Consider the following 23,249-nt stretch of genomic DNA (forward strand, 5'->3'; position numbering starts at 1 on the left):
TTTAATTTCGTGTCAATTACGCTCCATTTCGAGCGAAGCCCAAAGGAAAGGACCTATACCTTTGGGGTCATTATCACGTATCGGCTCGCTCATATAGTATTCAAAACTGCCGTCACGACGGTAATTTTCCTTGCCCGGTTTAACGTATTTACTTTTTCCGGGACCAAGTCCGCTCACCACACAACAGTCGGTTAACGAGATGGTACGGTCATCATTCACGCGAATGAAGCGTTTCAAGATACCATCATAGGCTTTTCGGCCGGCAATGGCATAAGATTCATCGAGCCATCCCATGCGTGCACCTTTCAACAACACGTAGGCAAACATGCAGGAGGCCGTGCTCTCAAGATAATTCTTGGGATTTTTCACGTCCATCACATCATACCACACGCCCGACTGCTTGTCTTGATAGCGCACAACGGCTTTCATGGCTTTTTGCAACAGTGCTTTTAGCTCCGATTTCCGGGCATAGTCATCGGGCATTACGTCGAGACACTCTGCCATCGCCATGACATACCAGCCCAATGCGCGTGCCCATGTGTGCTTACTTCGGCCGGTTTGCGGGTCAGCCCAGAACTGTGAACGGGTTTCATCCCATGCATGTTTCCATAAACCTGAGGCTTCGTCATAGGTTCGTTTATCGGTTTTGACGATTTGATCCACTGCATCATCGAGCACACGGCGTGCTTTTTTTGCCGGATAATGGCCCATCGCATAGGCACAATAGAATGGAAGTCCCATGAAAATACCATCAAGCCACACCTGATTTGCATAGATTGCCTTATGCCAAAACACGCCTTCATGCGTGCGAGGTTGGTGATGTAGCTGCTTCATCATTGTGGCCAAGGCCTTATCATTGCCTGTTCGCGGGTCGATTTGCTGCATTCTGAGAATGAATTTGGCCGTGCGGACGTTGTCAAGATTGAATGCTTTGTAGTCATATCCTGTTACTTCGCCGCTGTCATCAATCATCTTGCGCGGATAAGCCTTCAGATAATTCAGAATACCATCGCCTCCGTAGGCTTGATAAGTGTCGAGCATACCCTCAAGTTCTATGCCCATGACATAACTCCAGCGGGGTTTCGGTGCAAAGTCGAGCAGATAGGGCTGCGGGGTGCGTTTCATTTCTGAAAAAGTCATCCATTGTGCCATGCTTTTGAAGGGAAGTTCTTCGGGAGCAAGCACGAGTTGGCCGTCCATCTTCACGTTGTCGAAAGTGATATGACGTGTCTTGCCCGTAATCTTGACGTTTTCCTTGCTGATACCATTGAAACTGCAGTTCTTCAAACGTATGTCTGTCACGTTCTCCACGCTGTCTCGTCCCACAATAAGCACGCCGTAAGCACTCTTCTGGCACGTAACGTCCTCCACATTCACGTTTCTCACCACCGGTTCAAAGCCGCGATAGCAAGGCTCTTTGGGCTCGTAATCGAGGTTAATCTTCACTACGGACTCCTTACATTGACCCACTTTGACGCGTCGCATGTTGATATTTTCGATCAAACCGCCGCGACAATTGTTGGTTTTTATGCGTAAAACGCGATCCAATTCGGGTGAATCCATCTCACAATCTTCGGCATATACGTTCTGACATCCCCCCGAAATCTCACTCCCGATGACCACACCTCCGTGTCCATCTTCCATCACACAGTTGCGAATAATGATATTTTTTGAGGGTTGATTCCAGAAACGTCCGTCGTTGTTTCGGCCGCTTTTGATGGCAATACAATCGTCTCCGGTATGGAAAAGCGTGTTTTGTATCAATACTTTTTCACAGCCTTCAGGGTCGCAACCGTCTCCGTTTGGCCCCTCATTCCATATCTTTACCCCATCAACCGTGACGTTTTTACACAGCAAAGGATGGATAACCCAGAAGGGAGAAAGCAGTAATGTGACGCCCGAAATGCGTATTCTGTTTCCTTTAACGAAGTTGATGAGCTGCGGACGCAAGCCATATCCCTTGCCAAAACGGCGCTCATCCCATGGCACATCGGCTTCGGCCATCTTCTGAAGTCGTGCGCGTGAGCCCAGAACTTGTGCCTCTTTGGTGACGCCTTTCACGTATCCGAAGTTGGCTTTTCCGTTCATCGGCCACCAAGTTTCATTGGAACCGCCTCCGTCAATCGTGCCTTCTCCCGACACAACAACGTCATTTGCCTCATAAGAATAGATGCATGGACTGTAATTCCAGCACATCATTCCCTCCCAAGATGTCTTTACCAAGGGGTAAAGGTCACGGTCGAATACGAATTGAAGATGGGCATCTTTGCTCACAACAAGCTCGATCCCGGACTGCAATCTCAGTGCTCCGGTGTTCCATTTCCCTGCAGGCACGATGACTTTTCCACCGCCTTGTTTGGCCAAAACGGCTATGGCACGAAGAATGGCCTTTTGATTTTGGGCCGCAGAAGCAGAAGTCTTGGCACCGAATTTCGTAATGACAACCGAGCGATTGGCTATCTTCGGCGACTCAATCGAGCGTTCTATCGCCCGATATTCAGCCTCGTTCCAACCGTCGGCCAGCGAAAGCAACGGGAAGAACAGCGCTAAAAGCAATACAGATAATTTGTTCATAGGTTTTAAAGTGATTTGTTTATGGATTATTCGTTATGTCAAAGCGGTCGATATCCAGCCACCCGCGATTGGAATTTCCTTGAGGTTCCTGTGCAACAAAGCCTATCTTGGCTCCTATCCACTTGCCTTCGCGCATGGTAAAAGGCGTTCCTGTCTCGGTGAATTGCTTGCCGTTACGACTGAAAGCGAACCGAACAATGCCCTTATCTACCCTCATTCTGAGATATATTTCTTCGTGAATAGCAAACTGATAATCGTTATCATCCTGACCTGTTTTGGGCAAATCAGCCAACAAAGTGACGGTAGCTGCGTGGCCTTTATCGGCATCTTTGCAGGTCATTTGCTGCAAAACAAACCCTTCACCTACCCTTTTTACGACCAAAGCCGTATAGTCTTTTCCCATCATAATGAGGCCACCTAACTGGTTATTTTTCTTACTTATAAGCTTTAATTTGGCCGTAGCTGTGAAACTATCTGATGGCGTTTTCTGCAATAAAAGGTTGGGGGTAAACCAAAAGTTGTCGTTACCTTTGAAGGTAAAAAGGCGGAAGAAGCCCAGTGAAGTGGGCATTCCGAACCATGGTTCATAGTTGGATTGCCACTGCCACTGCAGTCCTAAACGCGGTAAATCGAACGCATCACTCTCTTCAGGTGTCACGATTTGACTGCTTACAGACTTCGGTTTGCGATACGAAAGATAAGGTTCGCCGCAATAACCCTGCCGAGGCACACGTCCAATCACGGGCCAATTATCCTTCCAAGTGACCGGTTGCAGATGAACAACTCGCCCATACGCGCCCTTATCCTGAAAGTGCAAGAACCAATCTTCGCCGTATTTTGTGTGCACCCATGCGCCTTGATGCGGGCCGTTTACAGTCGTATTGCCCTGCGCCAACACCTTTTTTGCCTCGTAAGGACCGTAAGGTGAGCGTGCTCGAAGCGCCAGTTGAAACCCTGTAGCCACGCCTCCTGCGGGACACCATATCCAATACCAGCCGTCTCGTTTGTAGAATTTAGGACCTTCGCAGGTTCGGTTTTCCGTGCCGTTTCCGTCGAACACGATGACAGGATCGCTGATAGCACGCGTTCCATCGGCATTCATTTCGCGCACAGTGATGACACTTGCGAAGCGACTTCGGCTGTTTGCCCATCCGTTTACCATGTAACAACGGCCGTCATCGTCCCATAACGGGGTGGTATCTATAATGCCTTTCCCGCGAATAACAAGCACAGGTGGCTCCCAAGGTCCGCGTGGGTCTTTTGCTCTTACCATGAAAACACCTTGGTCGGGGTCGCCCCAATAGATGCGATATTCGCCTTTATGATACCTGATACTGGGTGCCCAGACTCCTTTTCCATGCGCAGGAGCTCCCGAAAACAAGCTATCGGGCCACACGCGATCAAGCGCATGACCGATGAGTTCCCAGTTAACCAAGTCGCGAGAATGCAGGATTGGCAGGCCGGGAACGCAGTTAAACGAACTTGAAGTGAGGTAGTAATCATCGCCAACAGCCACGACATCGGGGTCGCTATAATCCGCATTGAGCACCGGATTGACGTAAGTTCCGTCGCCATTGTCGGCACACCACACCTTAGAACGGTATTGTCCGGCCGCCGGAACGGTGCACATCAAGAGCAAGGCGCAAAGGATTTTGTTCATGTTTTAGTCAGATTAGCGTTTGATAGGTATTTAAATAGATTGTCACAGCGTTTGTTTCGGGCTCGGCCTCAAGGCTTTCCCTGTCGGCAAAGATAAGGAAAAAGCCCGAGAATCATACAAGTCGGGTTGTTAAAAAAGTCATATAAATGATTGGCGCAGTCTGTTTATTTTGCTATCTTTGCCAAAAATCAGCAAAAAACCGCTATGAACAGACGCCTGTTTCAATCATGCTGCATGGCAATGCTCGCGATTTCGGCTCTTGGTTTGATGCCGACAGCCTGCACAAAGACCCAACATGCCACGCAAACTGCCTCGACCAAGCCCTCGAAACCGCTGCCCCAACCGCAGAAACCTACTAAAACCTACAAGAACCTGCGGCTTATTGGCGACACCACCTGTGCCGGTTGGCGCGTCATTCTTGCCTCGGCAGACGGCCCAACCAAGGTAAAAGGCGAGAAGTACTACGACAAACTCTTCTTGATTACACTCTATAAAGACGGCCGATTGCTGTTCGACAAGAAGGAAATTTCAACCGAAAAGCTGCATGGAAAGCCCCGTCCCGAACTGCAACTCACGCCGGGTTACATTGAACTCATCACGCGAACAACGGTCTATATCGATGTGGCAACCTTCTATCCTGAAACAGATGACGGCTGGCTTTTCTCGCTTTTGTTCGACAAAAACGGTCGGTTGAGCGTCAGACCGTTTATAATAGAAATGTCGGAGGCTGACAATGTGGCATCATTTTATAGGGCTTGGCTGAACGAATGCAGGCAGAAACCCATCGATAAGGCTTCACTTCAAATGGTGGCCAACCGATATTGCACGCCGAGCTTTGCCAAACAATTGCTCCGCGAAGCCCCGTTGAGCCTCTTGCCCGCAAAGGTTGTGGGGAAATATCGGTTTGATGTGGACGTCATGGCAGAGCTAACGCACAATTCGGAAGACTATCTTGAACAGCGCGGAACGGTATATTTTTGCACAAAAGACTACGAACAACAGATTGATTCGCTGGCGTATGAACTCCGAAATGAGCAAGATGAAAACGGATATACGTCGTTTGGGGGCATCACAGGGCTGAAGAAATTCCACCCATAGGGCGAAGTTAAGCCCGTGGATGGGGCGTTTTGCTGCTTGATATGACGAAGATGAAAAAGAATCGGCGTGAAATTGATTTTCAGGAAGCGCTATTTCTTTTGTCAATTTATTTCAAATTTGATTTGCAATCGGCCGGAAAATGTTGTATTTTTGTGTCGGGGAAAGCATGAAGCGGCTTTCCCTTTTTTGTTGTTTGATTTGAACAGGCAGGCAATATAGATGAAATCAGCGTGTAAAAAGACTGAAATCACACTTTAATCACAGTCATTTTGCGATGTAAAGTGACTGAGTTCACCCGTTTAAAAGACTGATTTCAGATTGCAAAATGAGGCTAACCGACTTTTAGAACAATCTATCTTGCTTGTCAGACCAACTCTTTTTGTAAAATCTATCGACTTTTTTCAAGGATTTTTCTCGGCTGGATTTTCAAGGAAAGTATAGCGTATGGTTTACATTTCTCCTTGTTATATGCAGTGCAAGCGTGGTTGTTTTCGCACTTTTTTGCTAACTTTGCAACATTATTATTGGTCTGATTAAAGAAAAAAGAATGACAATTATCCTTTTATTGCATATGATTTTCATTTGTATCTTCCTGAAACGTAATGGAGATACGCCTGCTTGGCTGAAGTTGTTTGCGTTGAGTCCGCTGCTGATGGCACCGTGGCTGATGTTCATGAGCATCTTTTTCTTTGATGCACCCGGCTATTCTTGGCAACCTTTGGCCTTGTTTATATCGGTCAATACCTATCCTTTATTGATTTATGTAGGGGCATTTTTGGCTTGCAGACTCTATCGGAAAGGGCATAAGCGTTGGGCACTTGTGCCGCCGTCCTTGTTTACGTTGATTAATCTTTTGGCCATTTTGGCCGTCATCTTGGCGTAAGAAGCGGGCCGCAACGACGTTCGTTTATGGCTCTTCTTCGTAGTCTACGTATTCGCCCTCGTCCTTTTTAAAAATCTTTTTGCCCGCTTCTTCAGGGTCACGCGTGTCGATTACGCGCTCATCGTCACCGTAAGTGCGACGGTGTTGCCCCCATTGTTGCCGGCCGAAATCTCCAGAACGGCGGTTGAATTTATTGATGTTGTCGCGGAACGTGCTGATGAAGCGGAACGCCATCAGCAGAATGAATATGAAGAGTGCGATGAATAGCAGGAAAATGAACTTCAATAAAACCATTTTTGGTTCTCCTTATTTATATAGGTGACTTAGAATGCGTGGCCACATGTCACGCTTTGGCCCTCAACCAAAGCAAAACAGAGCCCAACAGATAGAGCGTAATGATGACCCACCAAGCATTCAATGGTCCTAAAAAGGCGAGACATGCAACGGAAAGTGCGGCAAAACCGTATTTCACTTCATTGCCTTTCCACCCCCAATGCTTGAATTTCAGAGCGAACATCGGCAGTTCCGACACCAATAGCGCACAGCTCAAGCCAAGCAATAGAAGCACGATGAAGACGGAATATGCTGAACTTTCGAGCCACGAAGGATTGCAAACGATGAGCGAAGCCCAGAACAAAGCGTTGGCTGGAGTGGGCAAACCGATGAACGAAGTGGCCTGTCTTTCGTCGAGATTGAACTTTGCTAAGCGCAAAGCTGAAAAGGCTGAGACGAGGAAAGCAGCGTAAGGAAGATAGTTACGCAAGGGCTCTAAGAAGGCAGGATACTCCAAAACGGACAGCTCGGAGAACAAGATTGTGGCCGGAGCTACGCCGAATGTGACGACATCGGCCAAGGAATCGAGTTCCTTACCTATGGGAGATGACACCCCAAGCAAACGTGCACTCATGCCGTCAAAGAAGTCGAATACGGCCCCAATGATAATCCAAATGAGTGCCAATTCAGCGTCTCCAGCGAATGCAAAAGCTGTAGCTATGCAGCCGGAAACAAGGTTACAGCAGGTGATGCTATTGGGAATATGTTTCTTTATCATTATTTCAGCTTTGCAATAATCGTCTGGTCACCGGTCGTTGCCTGCCCCATTTTCACGCAAACCTCGCTGTCAACGGGCAGGAAAACGTCTACACGGCTTCCCAATTTGATGAACCCAAGATGCTCATCGATATAGCAGTCTTCTCCTTCCTTGGCGTAAGTGACGATGCGACGTGCCATGGCTCCGGCGATTTGTCGGCAAAGTATGTCCCTGCCATCGGGCGTTGTAATCATCGTATCGGCCCGTTCGTTCTCCTCACTTGCCTTGGGCAGCCATGCTTTATGGAAGTTTCCGTTTTGATGGCGCACGAATTTCACCTTGCCTTCAACAGGGAACCAGTTGGCATGGACATTGAAAAGGCTCATGAAGATGCTGATCATCAGGCGACGATCGTGGAAATATTCGTTCTCTTCGACCTCTTCAATGACGACAATCTTGCCGTCGGCTGGTGCTACGACCACCTTTTCGGTATCATCGGTACCGGAGAATCGGCGGGCAGGACAGCGGTAAAAATTGACTACGATGCCGTATATCGTGCCGCAAAAGAGCGTAAATAACCAAAAATAAAGCTTGTTTTCAAATCGGAACAAGAGTAAGGCTATTACTGCATAAATCATGAAACCGTAAACCAATGTGCGGGTTCCTTCGCGGTGTATACGTATATCTTTGAACTTTTGAATATTTTTAATCATAGTCAATAGGATAGGTGCTAATCGCAGACAAAGGTAATTATTTTTTGTTGCATGAGCAAATATATAAAATAAAAAACCATGTTTTATTTTGCTTTTCTCTTTTTTTGCCGTAACTTAGCGGTCCAAAATCATTGAGTATGCAAGACTTTATTCACCTTCATGTTCACACTTTTTATTCCATTCTTGATGGGCAATCCAAGATATCTAACTTGGTGGACAAAGCCATTGCCAATGGAATGCGTGGCATGGCGATAACAGATCACGGCGTGATGTTCGGCATCAAGGAGTTTGCCGACTATTGTGCAGGTATCAACAAAAGGCGGAAAGCCGAGGGAAAAGAGCCTTTCAAACCTATCCTCGGCTGCGAGATGTATGTGGCACATCACCGCTTGCAGGACAAGATAAAGGAGAACGGTGACAACTCGGGCTACCACCTTATCGTGTTGGCCAAGAACTATAACGGTTATAAAAACCTGATAAAGCTGGTCAGTAAGTCGTGGGTGGACGGCTATTATTACCGTCCTCGCACAGACAGGGTGGAGCTTGAGAAATATCATGAAGACCTGATTGTGTGCTCGGCTTGTATTGCCGGCGAAGTGCCTTCAAAGATTCTACATGGTGATTTGGCCGGAGCACGCGAGGCATGCGAGTGGTATCATCGTGTCTTCGGCGATGATTATTACTTGGAATTGCAGCGTCATGAGGTGAAAGACCCGACGATTTTGGCCAACCGTGAAGCCTATCCTTTGCAGCAGAAAGCCAATAAAGTGCTGTTGGAATTTGCCAAAGAATATGGCATCAAGGTCATCTGTACCAACGACGTGCACTTTGAAGACAAGGAAACGGCCGAGGCTCACGACCACTTGCTCTGCCTTTCTACGGGTAAGGACCTTGACGATCCAAACCGAATGCGATACAGTAAGCAGGAATGGTTCAAGACACGAGAGGAGATGAATGAGGTGTTTTCGGACATTCCCGAAGCCTTGGCGAATACGCTCGAGATATTGGATAAGGTCGAAACCTACAGCATCGAGCATGGCCCGATCATGCCTTTCTTCCCCATACCCGAGGAGTTCGGCACGGAAGAAAAATGGCGGAAGAAGTTCAGTGAGGCCGACCTTTACAAAGAATTCACGTCAGACGAGAACGGAGAAAACCAACTCTCGCAGGAAGAAGGGCAGAAAGTTATCGACCGATTGGGCGGATATAACAAGATTTACCGCATCAAATTCGAGGCCGATTACTTGGCGAAATTGGCTTATGACGGCGCAAAGAAAGTCTATGGTGAACTGTCGGAGGAGGTGAAAGAGCGGATCAACTTCGAGCTTCACGTGATGAAGACGATGGGTTTTCCGGGATATTTCCTCATCGTTCAGGACTTTATCAATGCCGCCCGCACCGAGTTGGGCGTCATGGTGGGGCCTGGTCGTGGTTCGGCAGCAGGCTCTGTGGTAGCCTACTGCTTGGGAATTACACAGATAGACCCCTTGAAATACGACCTCCTGTTTGAGCGTTTTCTGAACCCAGACCGCGTGAATCTCCCCGATATCGATACTGATTTCGACGACGACGGACGCGGAAAAGTGTTACGATGGGTGATGGATAAGTACGGACATGAGAACTGTGCACACATCATTACCTATGCCAGTATGGCTACAAAGAACTCGCTCAAGGACGTTGCCCGCGTGGAAAGGCTTCCTTTGGATAAGTCGAACGCACTCTGTAAGGCCATTCCCGACCGGCTCCCCGAAGGCTTGAAGATGAACCTCACGAATGCCATCAAGTGCACACCTGAGCTCCGTGAGGCCGAAGTGTCGCAAGACCCGCGCGAGCGAAACACCATCAAATATGCCAAGATGCTTGAGGGTACGGTGCGTGGAACGGGTATCCATGCCTGCGGTTTCATTATCTGCCGCAACCCGATCAGCGATTGGGTGCCGGTCTCAACGGCCGATGACCCCGACTTTCCCGGTCTGAAAACTGCCGTGACCCAATACGATGGGCACGTCATTGAGTCAACCGGACTCATCAAGATGGACTTCCTCGGTCTGAAGACCCTATCGGAGTTGAAGGAAGCCTGCAAGGTTGTGAAGCAGACAACCGGCGATGTCGTCGACCTTGACCATATCCCGCTCGATGACGAACTGACCTATCAACTCTTTCAACAAGGCCGCACCATCGGTACGTTCCAGTTTGAATCGCCCGGCATGCAGAAGCATCTTCGCGAGCTTCACCCTACGGTTTTCGAAGACCTTATCGCCATGAATGCGCTCTATAGGCCCGGACCTATGGACTATATTCCCGACTTCATCAAGCGCAAGAACGACCCCTCGCAGGTGTCATACGACATACCTTGCATGGAGAAATATCTCAAAGACACCTATGGCATCACGGTTTATCAAGAGCAGGTGATGTTACTTTCGCGCCAATTGGCCGGTTTTACGCGCGGCGAAAGCGATGCCCTTCGCAAGGCAATGGGTAAAAAGAAGAAAGCCATCGTAGATGCCATGAAGCCGAAGTTCATCAAGCAGGGACAAGAAAACGGCCACGACCCAAAGGTGTTGGAGAAGATTTGGGGCGACTGGGAGAAGTTTGCCTCTTATGCGTTCAATAAGTCACACGCCACCTGCTACTCATGGGTGGCTTACCAGACAGCCTATATGAAGGCGCACTACCCTGCCGAATACATGGCTGCCTTGATGACCCGACGCTTCAGCCAGATAACCGAAATCACCAAGCTGATGGAAGAATGCCAAAGCATGAAGATTGCCACGCTCGGCCCCGACGTCAATGAAAGCTACTCGGAATTCGGTGTCAACAAGAAAGGAGAGATACGTTTCGGACTCTCGGCCATCAAAGGCATGGGCGAAGCCGCGGCCTTGGCCATCGTGAAAGAGCGCGAAGCAAACGGACCCTATCAAAGCATCTACGACTTTGCAGAGCGCATCGACTTCGGTAGCGTCAACCGAAAGGCTTTCGAGTCGCTGGCATTAAGCGGCGGGTTCGACGGCTTTGAGTTCCGTCGCGAACAGTATTTTGCTGTCGGTCCGAAGGGCGACATGTTCCTCGACACGCTGGTCCGCTACGGTCAGCTCTACCAGCAAGAGCAACAGGAAGCCCGTAACTCACTCTTCGGAGGCGACAGTGCGGTGGAGATTGCACGCCCCGTTCCGGCGAAAGCCGAGGAATGGAGCACGATAGAAAGGCTCAACCACGAGCGCGACTTGGTGGGCATCTATCTCAGTGCCCACCCGCTCGACGAGTACGGCGTCATCTTGAAGTCGATGTGCAACACGCACTGTGTGGAGATAGAAAAGAAAGAAGAACTTGCAAAGAAAGAGGAAATCATCATCGGAGGCATCGTCACGAGCGTGAAGTCCAAGTTCACCAAGACCGGCAAGCCCTGCGGCTTCGTCACCATCGAAGACTTCGAAGGCAGCGGAGAAATGGCATTCTTCGGCGAGGAATGGGGGCGTTGGCGCGGCATGCTGACCGAGGGTTGCATCGTGTATATCATGGCCAAATGCCAGAAACGCCATCGCGACAGTGACTACTACGAACTCCGCGTGCAAGACATTCAGTACATGCAGACCATCAAAGACACGCGTTTAGAGAAGATAACCCTATCGATTGACAGCACGGAGCTGACGGAAGCCGTGGTCACGGACCTCAGTACGCTGGTCGAAAAGGCCCCGGGCAAGGTGCAGCTCTACGTGCAGGTGGTCGACAGCGTCCATAATGTCAGCCTGATGTTGCGCTCGCGCAGCCACACCGTCGACGTCACCAACGAGCTCCTGAACTATGTCGATGCCCACCCCGCCATGTCCTATCACATCAATTAAACGCGTTTTGTAGGCTCGGCATTTGCCGTTATGAAACCAATTCATTACCTTTGCAGACGCAAACAAGATTATTAACAAAAGAAAATAAAAATGGAAGTAGAAATCACAACTGAGAACATCGAGCGTTACAAGAATGGCGAATTGCCATTGGTAGTAGACCTTTGGGCAACATGGTGCGGTCCGTGCCGCATGGTGGGCCCCATCATTTCGGAGCTTGCCGAGGAGTACGACGGCAAAATCGTCGTCGGCAAGTGCGATGTAGAAGAGAACGACGACGTGGCAGCCGACTACGGCGTGCGCAACATTCCCACCATTCTGTTCTTTAAGAATGGTGAACTGGTCGATAAGTTCGTCGGTGCGGCAAGCAAGGCGACTATCGAAGAAAAGTTCAAAGCGCTATTGTAGAAGCCTCCCCCAAAAGCCTCTCCCCCAGCCCCTCTCCCAAGGAGAGGGGAGAAGCCCACCCCTACCCCCTCCCGAGGGAGGGGAAAATATGCAAATAAACCTTGCGAACACTTTAGTTCACAAGGTCTATTTTGTTTATCATGTATTATTCATCATTGCCTGCAAGCTCGGTCTCCCCTCCTTTGGAGGGGCCGGGGGAGGCTTTTGGGAGAGGCTTTTTGGGTGTGTATTAAAACGGGGAGGGCACACAGACAAGCGAGTTAATCATAAGGTGAATTTTGATTTTGATTAAATACAGGTAAGTCGTGCGCCCTCCCCAATAACCTCCCCCAACCCCCGGAAACCTCCCCCGACCCCTCCGAAGGAGGGGAGCACAAACAGCGTGCAAACTAATTCCTCGCAAGCTCGCAGCTCCCCCTCCTTCGGAGGGGGTTGGGGGGAGGCTCTCCTCCCCTCCCTTCGGGAGGGGCCGGGGGTGGGTGTCAGGGGTGGGTTTGTGGGCTCTAATTCCCGTGCTGCCCTATTCCCCCTTCCTCTTTTTTCTTCTTCTTCTTTTCTTCCTTCCGCTTCGGGTTATTCACGCTCACCTCGGCCGTCTTGGCAGCCTCGCGCATCTTGGCTTTCGGCGTGAACACAACCTTCGGAGTCTTGAGCGAGGCGGCCGTCACGTCGGTTTCCTTCTCGCTCATCTTCGAGGGGAAGTAGACGCGGAAGGAGCCGAGGTCGCCCAAGTCGACGTTGAAGCCCATCTTCAGCCCGCGGCACACGAGGCGCCCCAGCGTGATGAGCGCGTTCATCACGTCGCCGTAGGAGAGCGACGTCTCGTCTACGATTTGTTGGCACACCATGTCGAGCGTCATGTAGTTCTTGTTCTTCGCCATGGCGTAATACACTGTTTTTCCTTTCAACGGACCCACGGTCTGTTTCTTCGATTTGATTTCAAACTCGATCATAATCGTTTCCTTTCTTTTAAGTTAATAAATATGTTTAGTGAATAAAAAAAATAGTCGTTTTCATGGGTGTATCGTACCCTTTACCATCGGTGTACCGTACCGACCACCATCGGTACGCCGTACCGACCTCCGTAGGTGTACCGTACCTCTTGTCGTAGGTGTACCGTACCCATCTTGGTCGGTACGGTACACCTTTCTCTGTCGGTACGCCGTACCCTTTCTCATTCGTCATAGATGATGAACGGGCGGACGGTATAACCTTGATTAAGTTCTTTCACCGCTTCGTAACGGCCTCTGCCAAAATAGCCCAACAATGCAGTGGGTTTTGAAAGATCTAAAACGGTGGCTCCCCAACAACAAGTCGGTTTTGGGAGGTATCTCAGTTCCGTACTTGACCAGTAAATCTTTTTAGCTATTATAGATGTGCCGCCCACTTGAGTAAAGGCTGCGTGAGCCAAGGTACCTTGCCATCTGCACATATTTTTTTTCGTTAGCAGGTCGGCTGTTTCCCCGAATCCTAAGGCCGAACACACATATTTCCATTCGCCAAGGGCTGCGAGATACCATTTCTTACCCACCATCTTCCCCGTTAGGTTGACACCCGTAGGGAGTGTCGGCGTATAGTGCCCGGCCGCATAAAAGGCGGGGAAACGGGTATCATTACCTTTGATGGTGGTATTGTTCGTACTCTCCGCGGCATCCCAAGTAACAGAATTCCCATTTTCTAAAACATAAAACGATATATCGTAGTCATGATTGATTACCGTCTTATTGTGAAGATCCCAAAGCTGCGTAATGCTCGGCCAAGTGCCATATGACGTTTGATGAGGTATGGATGTCCATACGTATGTTGCATTGGCCCCTCCTGCATTCTCCAAGGCCACGGCCATGTGCCTGCTTTGGCTCACCACCACAGCGATGGGGGTCTTCGTTCCGCCACCGAAGGTGGTCTTGTCGATGAACCCTCTGGTTCCGTCGCTCATGAGGTAGAGGAAGCGATACATCAGGTCGACGTTGAGCACGTAGGAGCCGTTCTGGTCTAACTGTAGCGGTGTTTTTGGCGCGAAGGTCAGGTTTGCCCCTGTCATGTTCTGATTGTAGATGGTGCCGGCAGTAAAAGTAAGCTTCAGCTTCGACACATCTGTGGAGGGCATGAAGAAAGCGTCTTCACTACTTGCAGCTATGAATGAAGTGCGTCCGAGGCCGGGTGTTATGGCGCCGGGCTGACTTGAACCGTAGGTAAGATTGTCTGTCGTGGCTGCGCCTGTGCCGAGTGACCATGTGCCCGTTGAAGCATCATAAATCGAGGTAGAAGGTACGTCGGTAGCGTTCACCGAAGCGAGTGTAGCAGCGATTCCGGCAGAGAAGCGCATGTAGCCCGTGAGCTGCACTTTCACCTTGGCGGCGACGTGCTTCATGGTGAAAGTCACCAATTGGTTGTAGGGCGAGGAAGGGATCACTTTCCCCGTGGTGCGCCCGATGAGTGCGTCGCCGGCGTTGGCCCGCGTCACGGTGAGCAGGTTGCCGCTGCGGCTGACCTTGCTGTTGAAGAGCACGAAGTCGTAGGTGCCCGCGGGGATTTCTATCGCACCGAAGCTCGAATAGCGGAACACGCCGCCCACGACGTTGCCGATGAGCTCGCCTCGGAGCGTGTGGGTGGCGACGTCGTAGGCCAGCATGGTGTAGGTGTCGTCGGGCAGGGCACGCGTGGCGATGGTCTTCAGCTGCTTCGTCGTGTCGCGCTGCAGTGTGCACTGCGCCAAGATGCCGTTGCCAAGGCCTATGACCTGCCGACCTATCTTCTCTTCTTGGTTGCCGGCACGCGTCACGCCTACTTCCTGCTCGGCGTTATAGTCGGCAAAGTCCACCTTGAACGTCACGGCCTTTGCGATGTTCACTTTCTTGCCGTCGTCCGTTCCGTTGTTCTCTTTGTTGTCATCGTTGCTGCTGCAAGCGGTCAAGAGCACTGCCGCCATGAACAGCAGTCCCGTTCTTATCAATGTCTTTCTTTTCATTTCTTCTAAATCTTTATAGTTAATAATAAACCTAACACCCACCCCGGCCCTCCCAAAGGGAGGGAGCCCTAACGTGTGGGCTTTCTGGGAGTCTTTCTCAAGCGTGGGCACCCTCCCTTCGGGAGGGGTTGGGGGTGGGCTTTCTCCCCTCCTTTGGAGGGGCCGGGGGAGGCTCTACTCTTCTTCTTCCTCCCACAAGCTATTGTTCTTCTTCGCCGGCGCGACGGTGCTCTCGTCTCCGAAGTACACGCTTCCCATGTCGTGTTCGCCCTTGTCGTCGTAGTTGGTCTCTGTGGTCGAGCCCGCAGGGTCGAACCGTGGCGACACACAGATGAAACCTTCCTCCTCCACGGGTACGACGGTGCACCGAGGGGTAACGTAAAGTAGTCTTTCTTTCTGTTCTCTGTTCATAATCTCTAATTTATAGGGTGAATATTGTTTTGCTCTCCTTGTCTCGTTGCACGCATGGTGCATGTAGGGACGCACGGCTCGTGCGTCCGTTCCAATGGCCCGCTAACTGCCAACTCGTCAACCGTGGCGAATGGACGCACGAGCCGTGCGTCCCTACATGCTCTTGCGTCTTTTCGTTTGCTTCCTTTTGCGTCTTTTTGTTTGCGAATGTATGTAGGGACGCACGGTTCGTGCGTCCGCATATTTTGCGACGTTATTTCGTTCATTTTTTGCTCATAAAGGGACACGAATATTCGAACAAAGGGAACTCCGAGAAGCCCTTTGTTTATTAGTGTTACACGCGCTTCGCGCGCGCGTACGTGAAGACGTTTAAACGCCAGGTGCGCTAAGTGTGTGTGTGTGTGTGTGTGTGTGTGTGTGTTAGCAAATTATTTGGATTAACCAAATAATAAGCGTTAAAAGATGCAGAGAAATCAAAGTTTCTTTGCATCGGCTTCACACCTTTATATATATGATTACTTTTTATCATCGCGTGCAAAGGTAAGGCTTTCTTTTGGAACTGCCAAACTTATCATAAAAAAACTCCCCTCACTCGTTTATATATATGCTTATCTTCTCCATATTCCTCTTTTGTCCACCTAATAATTTCTTTTGTCCACCTTACGTCAGCTGACAATCCTTAAATTTGCGCACAGCAGTTTAACTAAAAACCAACGACAGTCATCTTCCCGTGAGAACACGAGAACAGCATAGAACTTTATTCATAACCTAAATATAACTAAAGATGAGAAAACAATTATTCTCTGTGATGCTATGCCTGAGCGCAGTGGGTGGGCTTGCTGTCTACCCGACAACATTGCTTGCTTCGGTTACGCAGTCACAGACAATCAAAGTCCAAGGTAAGGTGGTTGACGAGCAAGGTGAACCTCTTATCGGTGTGAATGTGGCATTGAAGGGATTGAAAGGTGGTTCGGTGACAGACCTTGACGGTAACTTTCATGTAGAAGCACCCGCCAATGCTACGCTTGTCGTGAGCTATGTGGGCTACAAAACGCGTGAGGTTGCTGTTCGCGGACGCGCTGTGATAGAAGCCATTCAGCTGGAGCCCGACAACAGAATGCTCGACCAAGTGGTCGTAGTGGGCTATGGAACGCAGAAGAAAGCCGACCTTACGGGCTCGGTGTCTATTGTGAATGCCGAGGATTTGAAAAAGGTTTCTAATTCGAATATATCAACAATGCTTGAGGGAAAAGTGCCTGGAGTGCAAATCACTACAGACGGACAACCGGGTGCCGACCCTATGGTTAGAATTCGAGGCATCGGTTCTTTTGGCAGCACTGCACCTCTATATGTGGTTGATGGTGTGCCCGTTGGCACGACGATTCGCGATTTCTCACCTAATGATATAGCCTCCATTCAAGTGTTGAAAGACGCTGCAGCTGGTGCAATCTATGGTTCGAGAGCTGCTAACGGCGTGATTATCATCACGACAAAGAACGGTCAGAAAGACCAACCTTTGAAGGTTGATTATTCTGGTTACATGGGTATTGATAAAATCTCGAGTGGTGTTTACGATGTGATGAATGCTGACCAATATAGTCAATATGTGGGACAGGCATGTGTAAACTCGGGCACTCCTATCCCCAGGGGCTATAAGTTGAACCCCGAAACTGGACGTTACCAGTTTATGGATAACACCAATACAGATTGGTTTAACGAGGTGTTTAAGACAGGTATAAGGCAGAACCACAATGTAAACCTCAGCGGTGGTGGTGCACACAACACCTATAATATTGCGCTTGACTATTTCCAACAGAAAGGAACTCTTGAGGGTGCAGGTCCCAACTACAAGCGTTATACGGCTCGTGTGAACAACACTATGGAAACGAAGTTCATCAAGTTCCGCACGAGTTTCGTCTATTCGCATTCTGATCAAGACAACATGGGGCTCTCTAATGCCTCTGAATATGTGCAGGGACTTTATGGAGATGTGAGCAATGTGTTGCGTGGAACGCTGTTGATGCAGCCTACAATCAAGGCATACGACCCTTCAACGTGGGTGCTTGACGACAAAGTGGGCTTGGCAAATGGTTATAAATACGATGCATACGGTTATGGAGTATATTATGATAACATTCATGGTGACATCTCGGCTTCCAATCCTTTGCTCGTAAATCACCTCTTGCAGCGCAACACTTTGGTAGACCGGTTCGTGGGGAATGGCTCTGCTGACGTTGATTTGTTCAAGATGTTGGGCCTTAACAACAAGAACCACAGCTTGCATTACAATCTGAACCTCTCTTACAGTAAGACGCATGCGAAGGATTTTACGTGGATTTCGGCATGGGCACAAAGCAACCGTGTGTACTTGGATAAGAGCAATGAGCGACTTACGAAAGGCAGTCGTGACTATACAGATGCCTTGATTGAGAACACACTGACTTATGATGGGCATGTCGGTAAGCACAACATCAACCTCGTGTTGGGTCAGACCTACGAGGAAGAGCATACCGATTTGTTGACAGGGCAGGGCATTAATATGAACGAGCCCTATTTCCTACAGCTGCAAAACAGTAAGAAACAATATGCCGAGTCCTTTGAATTTACCCATGCGTTGAGTTCTTTCATTGGTCGCTTGAACTACAACTACGATGAGAAATATCTGCTTTCATTGGTCGTTCGACGTGACGGCAGCTCTCGTCTGACGCATGCTATCCGTTGGGGGACGTTCCCTTCAGTGTCATTAGGTTGGCGTTTCGACAAGGAAAAGTTCTTTCCTATCAGTCGAGATGTGGTCAATATGTTCAAGGTTCGTGCCAGTTATGGTGTGCTTGGCAATGAGAATATCGGCGAATATCAATACATGGCAACCATGGCACGCAACAATATGACCTACAGTTTCAATAATAAACCGGTGTCGGGTTCGGCAGTTTCAACCTTTGTCAATCAGAACATAGCTTGGGAAAAGAAGAAAACGACGAACGTTGGAATTGATGTTGCCATGTTCAACAACCGCTTGGAGTTCACTGCCGAATGGTATAAGAACCGCTCGGAAGACTTGCTCTATGGTGTTCCTGTACCCGAACAAGCTGGCGTTTCCAATACGTCGGTGACGATGAATGCGGCTTCTATGGATAACAGTGGCTTTGAATTCTCGGCTACTTACCGAAATCGCGACCACGCGTTGAAGTATGAAATCGGTGCCAACTTGAGCACATTGAAGAATAAGGTCACTTCTTTGGGATTTGGAAATAAGTATATCACGGGCGCATATGCTACATATGTGGGACGCGAAATTGGCAAATTCTATGGTTGGGTATATGAAGGTATTGCCCGTACGCAGGCAGATTTAGACAATCATGCTACGCAGCAAGGAGCCAATATTGGTGATTGCCTGTATAAAGATGTAAGTGGGCCGAACGGAGTTCCTGACGGTAAGATTGATGAAAACGACCAAGTGGTTTTGGGAAGCGGACTTCCCAAGGTGAACTTTGGTGTGAATGTTAGGTTGGAATACAAGAACTTTGACTTGAATATTTCTACCTATGGTGCGCTCAACTATCATGTGTCTGATGATATCTACAATAGTCTGAACTCATGCTATGGCTGGGGAAACAAATCGGTGGACATGCTTGATGCCAACCGTTATTCGGAAGATGGGGCAACCTATCTGTCGGATGTGCCCCGCACCTATGTGACTAATAATGCAACTTTGGGGTGGAACGACCTCTTCAGTTCGCGCAAAATACAGAATGCAGCCTATTGGAAGATTGCTAATGTAGAGTTGGGTTACAATTTCCCTAATAAGTGGTTTGGTGGTCTTGTCAGTGGTGTGCGTGCCTATATCTCGGCACAAAACCTCTATACTTTCACCAAATACCATGGTTATAACGTTGACTATGCAGGTGGAACCTTTACTCCAGGCTATAATTTCTGTTCTTTCCCAAGTGCACGCAGTGTGATGTTTGGCCTTCACTTTACATTCTAATGGCTTGCAGATATATCCAATTCATCATGTAAAACATTAATAGATTATACAAAATGAAACTATATAAACTATCTCTTGCCCTTGTGTTGGGGCTTGGCATGCTTGCTTCTTGTGGCGATAAATTAGAGTTGGTGAACCCCAATCAGCAGACAACGGGAACCTTTGGCTTTAATGCAGACGACTTGGAAGAGAGCGTCATAGCGGCTTATAACCATATTCGTATGGAAGGCTCTTATGCTCGTGTGGGATATATGATTGATGTATGCCGAGGTGATGAGGCATGGAACTCATCACAGGTTTGGTATCTTCCATTCGACGATTTGAATGCACCAGTGACGCATGACATTTCGTTTTGGCCTTGGCGTGAATGGTATTACACCATTAATGTGTGTAATTTCGGCATCTCGCGTTGTGGGGATAATGATGCGGTTTTAAGTGAGAGAATGCGCCGTATCAAGGGGCAGATACTTTTCCTTCGTGCATTGTCTTATTACAACCTTGTCGGATATTATCAGAATCCACCGTTGATTACCGACTATGCCGGCTATTCTACGTTGGATGGTCTTTATGGAAAGAACAGTTCGTATGACGAGGTCTTGGACCAAGTGGAAAAGGATTTCCAAGAGGCTATGACTTTACTTCCGTCACGTGATGCCGGTGGAGAGTGGGCCGGTGGACGTGCTACGAGTGGTGCAGCAGCCGGATATTACGCCCGCACTTTGATGCAACGCCATAAGTATAGCGAGGCTCTTGCGGTGCTGAAAGATATCATTGGTAGGAAATATGGCACTTACAAGCTGATGCCCAACTATGGAGATAATTTCCGGGAAGGCTCGCAATATGAGAACAATGCCGAGAGTTTGTTTGAAGTTCAGTTCTTGGATAAAGACTCACAGGGAACGGATGATGAGTGGACGCCTGTTAATACGAGTGTCAATGCCACACAAGGCTCAGCGATAGAAAGCAACTTTGCTCCTGGTGTTTATGGTGGTTGGGCAGATGTTTCGGCCTCACCTTGGCTCTATCAACTGTTTAAGCAGGAGCGAACAATCAAGGGTAAGCTTGATCCTCGCCTTTATTGGACTATCGGAACGTATGAAACTGATTGGGAAGGATTTGAGAATGGCAATGTAGGCTATACCAAACCAATGACTGCAACAGATACAGTGGTGACCAATAATAATAATGGTGGACTGCCAATCGCAAAGAATACCAATATGCGTACAGGGCTTTATGATAAGGTTGTGACTGGCTTGCACGATGGTATTAACTTACGCTTGATGCGCTATTCTGATGTGCTCTTGCGTGCTGCCGAATGTGAGAACGAGGTGAATGGACCTACGCAACAGGCGATTGATTGGATTAACCAAGTACGTCAACGTGTAGGATTAGTAGGTCTGAAATTAGCCGATTTCCCCACAGCGGATAAGTTGTTTGAGCAGATTGCCAACGTAGAACGCCCGAAAGAATTCGGCTGTGAGTTCGGTCGTGGCTTTGATTTGATACGCTGGGGCTTCTTCTATAGCGCAGACAGATTACTGCAATTGAAAGAACACGGCACGTTCCGTCGCTCCGTTCATCATGCTAAAGATGCCGTCAGTTATACGCAAGTGGGCATTGATCCAGAACTGAAAAGCTCTTACGATACCTATGCTCAAGGGCATGAGTTCTTGCCAATAGTTCAGTCATTGACAAATAAGAATCCAAATTTGGATGGTAATTCGGCCAATTATGGCAGTAATAACGCCACTTATTTCCAGGGAAAGGGCTGGACAGTTCGTCCTGTTGTAAGTCTTGGCCATTAAGTTGTTAGCTATTCATTCATTTCAAAAAACCAAACGTATGAAATATATTCATCAAATAAAGTCAGTCATATTTCTGGCTGTTATGGGCTTGCTGACATTGACAGGTTGCGAGGGTGGCGACCTTTATAATGTTAATGCACCCGATTGGATTTCCCAGAAAATAGATTCTATCAATAAGTCTAAGCAGAACACGGGAGAGGAAGTACTCGTTGGAATGCAGGAAGATGTGTATTCTATTGGGGCAAAAGACTTCACTTCGGGCTTTTGGCAACAGTTCTCAAAGTATTATGTTATACCCGAAAATACGAAGTGGAACGCTGTGTTTAATTTGAACATAAACCCTAATGACAATACCTATTACAAGAACTTCGCTTTGATCATCACAAATGATGTTGACCGCGGAGGAACAGGCTATTCGGAGTATGGTGCCATTCGCTTCGATGCCACGGGCGACTCGGCTAAGTTCAACTCGCAGTGGGGCGGACTCTATTTCAAGTACACCAAGAGCACGCTACTGCTTTCGCCCGTTGACAACAAAGACGAGAAAGTACAGCAATTAGGTGGAAAGATTACGCTGACAGTAGACCGTTCACGCCCCGACACGTTCTTGGTGAAGCTCACCAACGGCACCGTCACGAAGACATTCACCCAGCCTTACAAATTGGCTAATCGCAATGCTGATGCCTCTAATCATAACATACGGTGCTTCTTGTGTCCTGAAGGCTCTTATATCGACTTCCTACAAACGAATGTCGTTCCTATCGGTGGCTTGACTTCTGCCAAGGATAAGGCACCCCTTTCGATGACATTGCAGAACGTGCCCGACGAGGTTGACGAGGGAACGACACTCAATGCCGCCATGGCCAACGTTTCGGCCACGGTGACGTATGAGGAAGGCGTGACCAAGGTTGTGCCGGCTTCCGAACTCTATTTCTCAGCTATTCCCGACATGACGACACTCGGCGAGAAGCAACTCGTCGCGATTTACAACAAGACTCTCAAAGGCGAGAATGCCGCACGGCCCATCGTCGCCAACGCAAAGTTCAATGTAGTTGAAAAGGTCAACGCCATCACTGTGACCCGGCAGCCGACGCGCACGCACTACTACTTCTACAATGTACCCGACATCAGCGGTCTTGCCACCCGCACGCTGGCTTTCGACAAAACCGGCCTCGAGGTTACGGCCACTTATGGTAACGGGCGGACGGCCGTTATGGCCAACGACAAACTGACATTCTCGGCCATTCCCGCAAAGGTAGGTAGCCACACCGTGACCATCAAGACAGACAATGGTAAGACGGCCACCGTGGTCATTCGTGTCTCGGCCGCCATGCCCACTGCTACCGCCATTACGCCCGCCGTACTCGGCGCCACAGACAACTCCGGCGCATGGTGGTCGGTGCACACCGACAAGGTGAACGTCGGCGTGGGCCAAACGCGCATGGCCACCTTCACCAATCACAGCAGCAAGGCCAATAATTGGAATAACTTCGTCATTGTGCTTCGCGCAAGTGACAATTCCGAATATGCCGTGCTCCGTTCCGACAACTACGGCTGGGGAAATGGCTATGCCGCTTGTGCTCACGAGGGAACGCAGGGTGATTGGACTACATGGCGGACTGCGATGGACGGAGCGCGCGTCACGGTCTATGTGACCAATGTCAACAACGGCACGGCCGACGTGCAGGCCGTGATGCGAGGAACCGATGGGAAAACCTACACGCAATACTACTTCGGCGTGAACACCGTGAACCCTTCCGACCTCAACTTCGGTTTCACGATTGACAGTTGTCACTTGGTGTTCAATTAAATCGAAACTTAAGCCGGAGCAGTTGTGCTACCCCTCGCGTCCCCCACTGATTTCAGAAACAT

At 49.1% G+C, this 23,249-nt stretch carries 15 protein-coding genes; 7 read left to right on the forward strand and 8 right to left on the reverse strand.

The features are described 5' to 3' along the window. Positions 1-12: 12 nt before the first annotated feature. Together H164_RS0100060 and H164_RS0100065 are read right to left on the reverse strand one after the other, a co-directional pair. Complete coding sequence (locus H164_RS0100060) at positions 13-2,574, reverse strand: glycoside hydrolase family 88 protein (RefSeq protein ID WP_025830318.1); 2,562 nt, start codon at positions 2,572-2,574, stop codon at positions 13-15. Between the two features lie 19 nt (positions 2,575-2,593). Beyond that, positions 2,594-4,234, reverse strand: coding sequence for a glycoside hydrolase family 43 protein (locus H164_RS0100065; RefSeq protein WP_051082175.1), 1,641 nt, complete (start codon positions 4,232-4,234; stop codon positions 2,594-2,596). Between the two features lie 204 nt (positions 4,235-4,438). Between H164_RS0100065 and H164_RS0100070 the strand changes: the two genes are divergently transcribed. Beyond that, positions 4,439-5,332: a hypothetical protein gene (locus H164_RS0100070; RefSeq protein WP_019966738.1), complete on the forward strand. Its 894-nt coding sequence runs from the start codon at positions 4,439-4,441 to the stop codon at positions 5,330-5,332. 571 nt (positions 5,333-5,903) lie between these two features. Then, on the forward strand, positions 5,904-6,215 hold the full coding sequence (locus tag H164_RS0100080; RefSeq protein WP_238315312.1) for a hypothetical protein: 312 nt from the start codon (positions 5,904-5,906) through the stop codon (positions 6,213-6,215). A 24-nt stretch (positions 6,216-6,239) separates the two neighbouring features. On the opposite strand, the gene H164_RS0100085 is transcribed toward H164_RS0100080, so the two are convergent. From H164_RS0100085 to H164_RS0100095, 3 genes are read right to left on the reverse strand one after another with little or no spacing between them, the layout of a single operon-like run. Next, positions 6,240-6,509: a DUF4834 family protein gene (locus H164_RS0100085; RefSeq protein ID WP_008566677.1), complete on the reverse strand. Its 270-nt coding sequence runs from the start codon at positions 6,507-6,509 to the stop codon at positions 6,240-6,242. A gap of 49 nt (positions 6,510-6,558) precedes the next feature. After that, positions 6,559-7,266, reverse strand: coding sequence for a CDP-diacylglycerol--serine O-phosphatidyltransferase (pssA, locus tag H164_RS0100090; RefSeq protein WP_019966741.1), 708 nt, complete (start codon positions 7,264-7,266; stop codon positions 6,559-6,561). After that, positions 7,266-7,958: a phosphatidylserine decarboxylase family protein gene (locus tag H164_RS0100095; protein WP_019966742.1), complete on the reverse strand. Its 693-nt coding sequence runs from the start codon at positions 7,956-7,958 to the stop codon at positions 7,266-7,268. Before H164_RS0100095 ends, pssA begins: the two co-directional genes overlap by 1 nt. A gap of 137 nt (positions 7,959-8,095) precedes the next feature. Between H164_RS0100095 and dnaE the strand changes: the two genes are divergently transcribed. Together dnaE and trxA are read left to right on the forward strand one after the other, a co-directional pair. Next, the gene (dnaE, locus tag H164_RS0100100; protein WP_019966743.1) at positions 8,096-11,800 is read left to right on the forward strand and encodes a DNA polymerase III subunit alpha; all 3,705 of its coding nucleotides are present in this window, start codon (positions 8,096-8,098) and stop codon (positions 11,798-11,800) included. A 90-nt stretch (positions 11,801-11,890) separates the two neighbouring features. Next, entirely contained in the window at positions 11,891-12,205 is a 315-nt protein-coding gene (gene trxA, locus H164_RS0100105; protein ID WP_008566672.1) for a thioredoxin, read from the forward strand. A gap of 503 nt (positions 12,206-12,708) precedes the next feature. Here the strand turns inward: trxA and H164_RS0100110 are convergent. The 3 genes from H164_RS0100110 to H164_RS0100120 all read right to left on the reverse strand — a co-directional run bounded on the left by H164_RS0100110 (position 12,709) and on the right by H164_RS0100120 (position 15,584). After that, entirely contained in the window at positions 12,709-13,158 is a 450-nt protein-coding gene (locus tag H164_RS0100110; protein ID WP_019966744.1) for an HU family DNA-binding protein, read from the reverse strand. 221 nt (positions 13,159-13,379) lie between these two features. Next, positions 13,380-15,173, reverse strand: a complete 1,794-nt coding sequence (locus H164_RS14305) for a fimbrillin family protein (protein ID WP_019966745.1) — start codon at positions 15,171-15,173, stop codon at positions 13,380-13,382. 174 nt (positions 15,174-15,347) lie between these two features. Further along, entirely contained in the window at positions 15,348-15,584 is a 237-nt protein-coding gene (locus H164_RS0100120) for a hypothetical protein (protein ID WP_026356179.1), read from the reverse strand. Between the two features lie 784 nt (positions 15,585-16,368). Between H164_RS0100120 and H164_RS0100125 the strand changes: the two genes are divergently transcribed. The 3 genes from H164_RS0100125 to H164_RS0100135 are packed head-to-tail and all read left to right on the forward strand — an operon-like array spanning position 16,369 to position 23,187. Continuing rightward, positions 16,369-19,572: a SusC/RagA family TonB-linked outer membrane protein gene (locus tag H164_RS0100125; RefSeq protein WP_025830166.1), complete on the forward strand. Its 3,204-nt coding sequence runs from the start codon at positions 16,369-16,371 to the stop codon at positions 19,570-19,572. A 53-nt stretch (positions 19,573-19,625) separates the two neighbouring features. Continuing rightward, on the forward strand, positions 19,626-21,377 hold the full coding sequence (locus H164_RS0100130; protein WP_025830168.1) for a RagB/SusD family nutrient uptake outer membrane protein: 1,752 nt from the start codon (positions 19,626-19,628) through the stop codon (positions 21,375-21,377). A 37-nt stretch (positions 21,378-21,414) separates the two neighbouring features. Next, complete coding sequence (locus tag H164_RS0100135; RefSeq protein WP_019966749.1) at positions 21,415-23,187, forward strand: hypothetical protein; 1,773 nt, start codon at positions 21,415-21,417, stop codon at positions 23,185-23,187. Positions 23,188-23,249: the final 62 nt, after the last annotated feature.

The sequence above is a fragment of the Segatella maculosa DSM 19339 = JCM 15638 genome (assembly GCF_000382385.1).
In the GTDB taxonomy this organism is placed as follows: Bacteria; Bacteroidota; Bacteroidia; order Bacteroidales; family Bacteroidaceae; genus Prevotella; species Prevotella maculosa.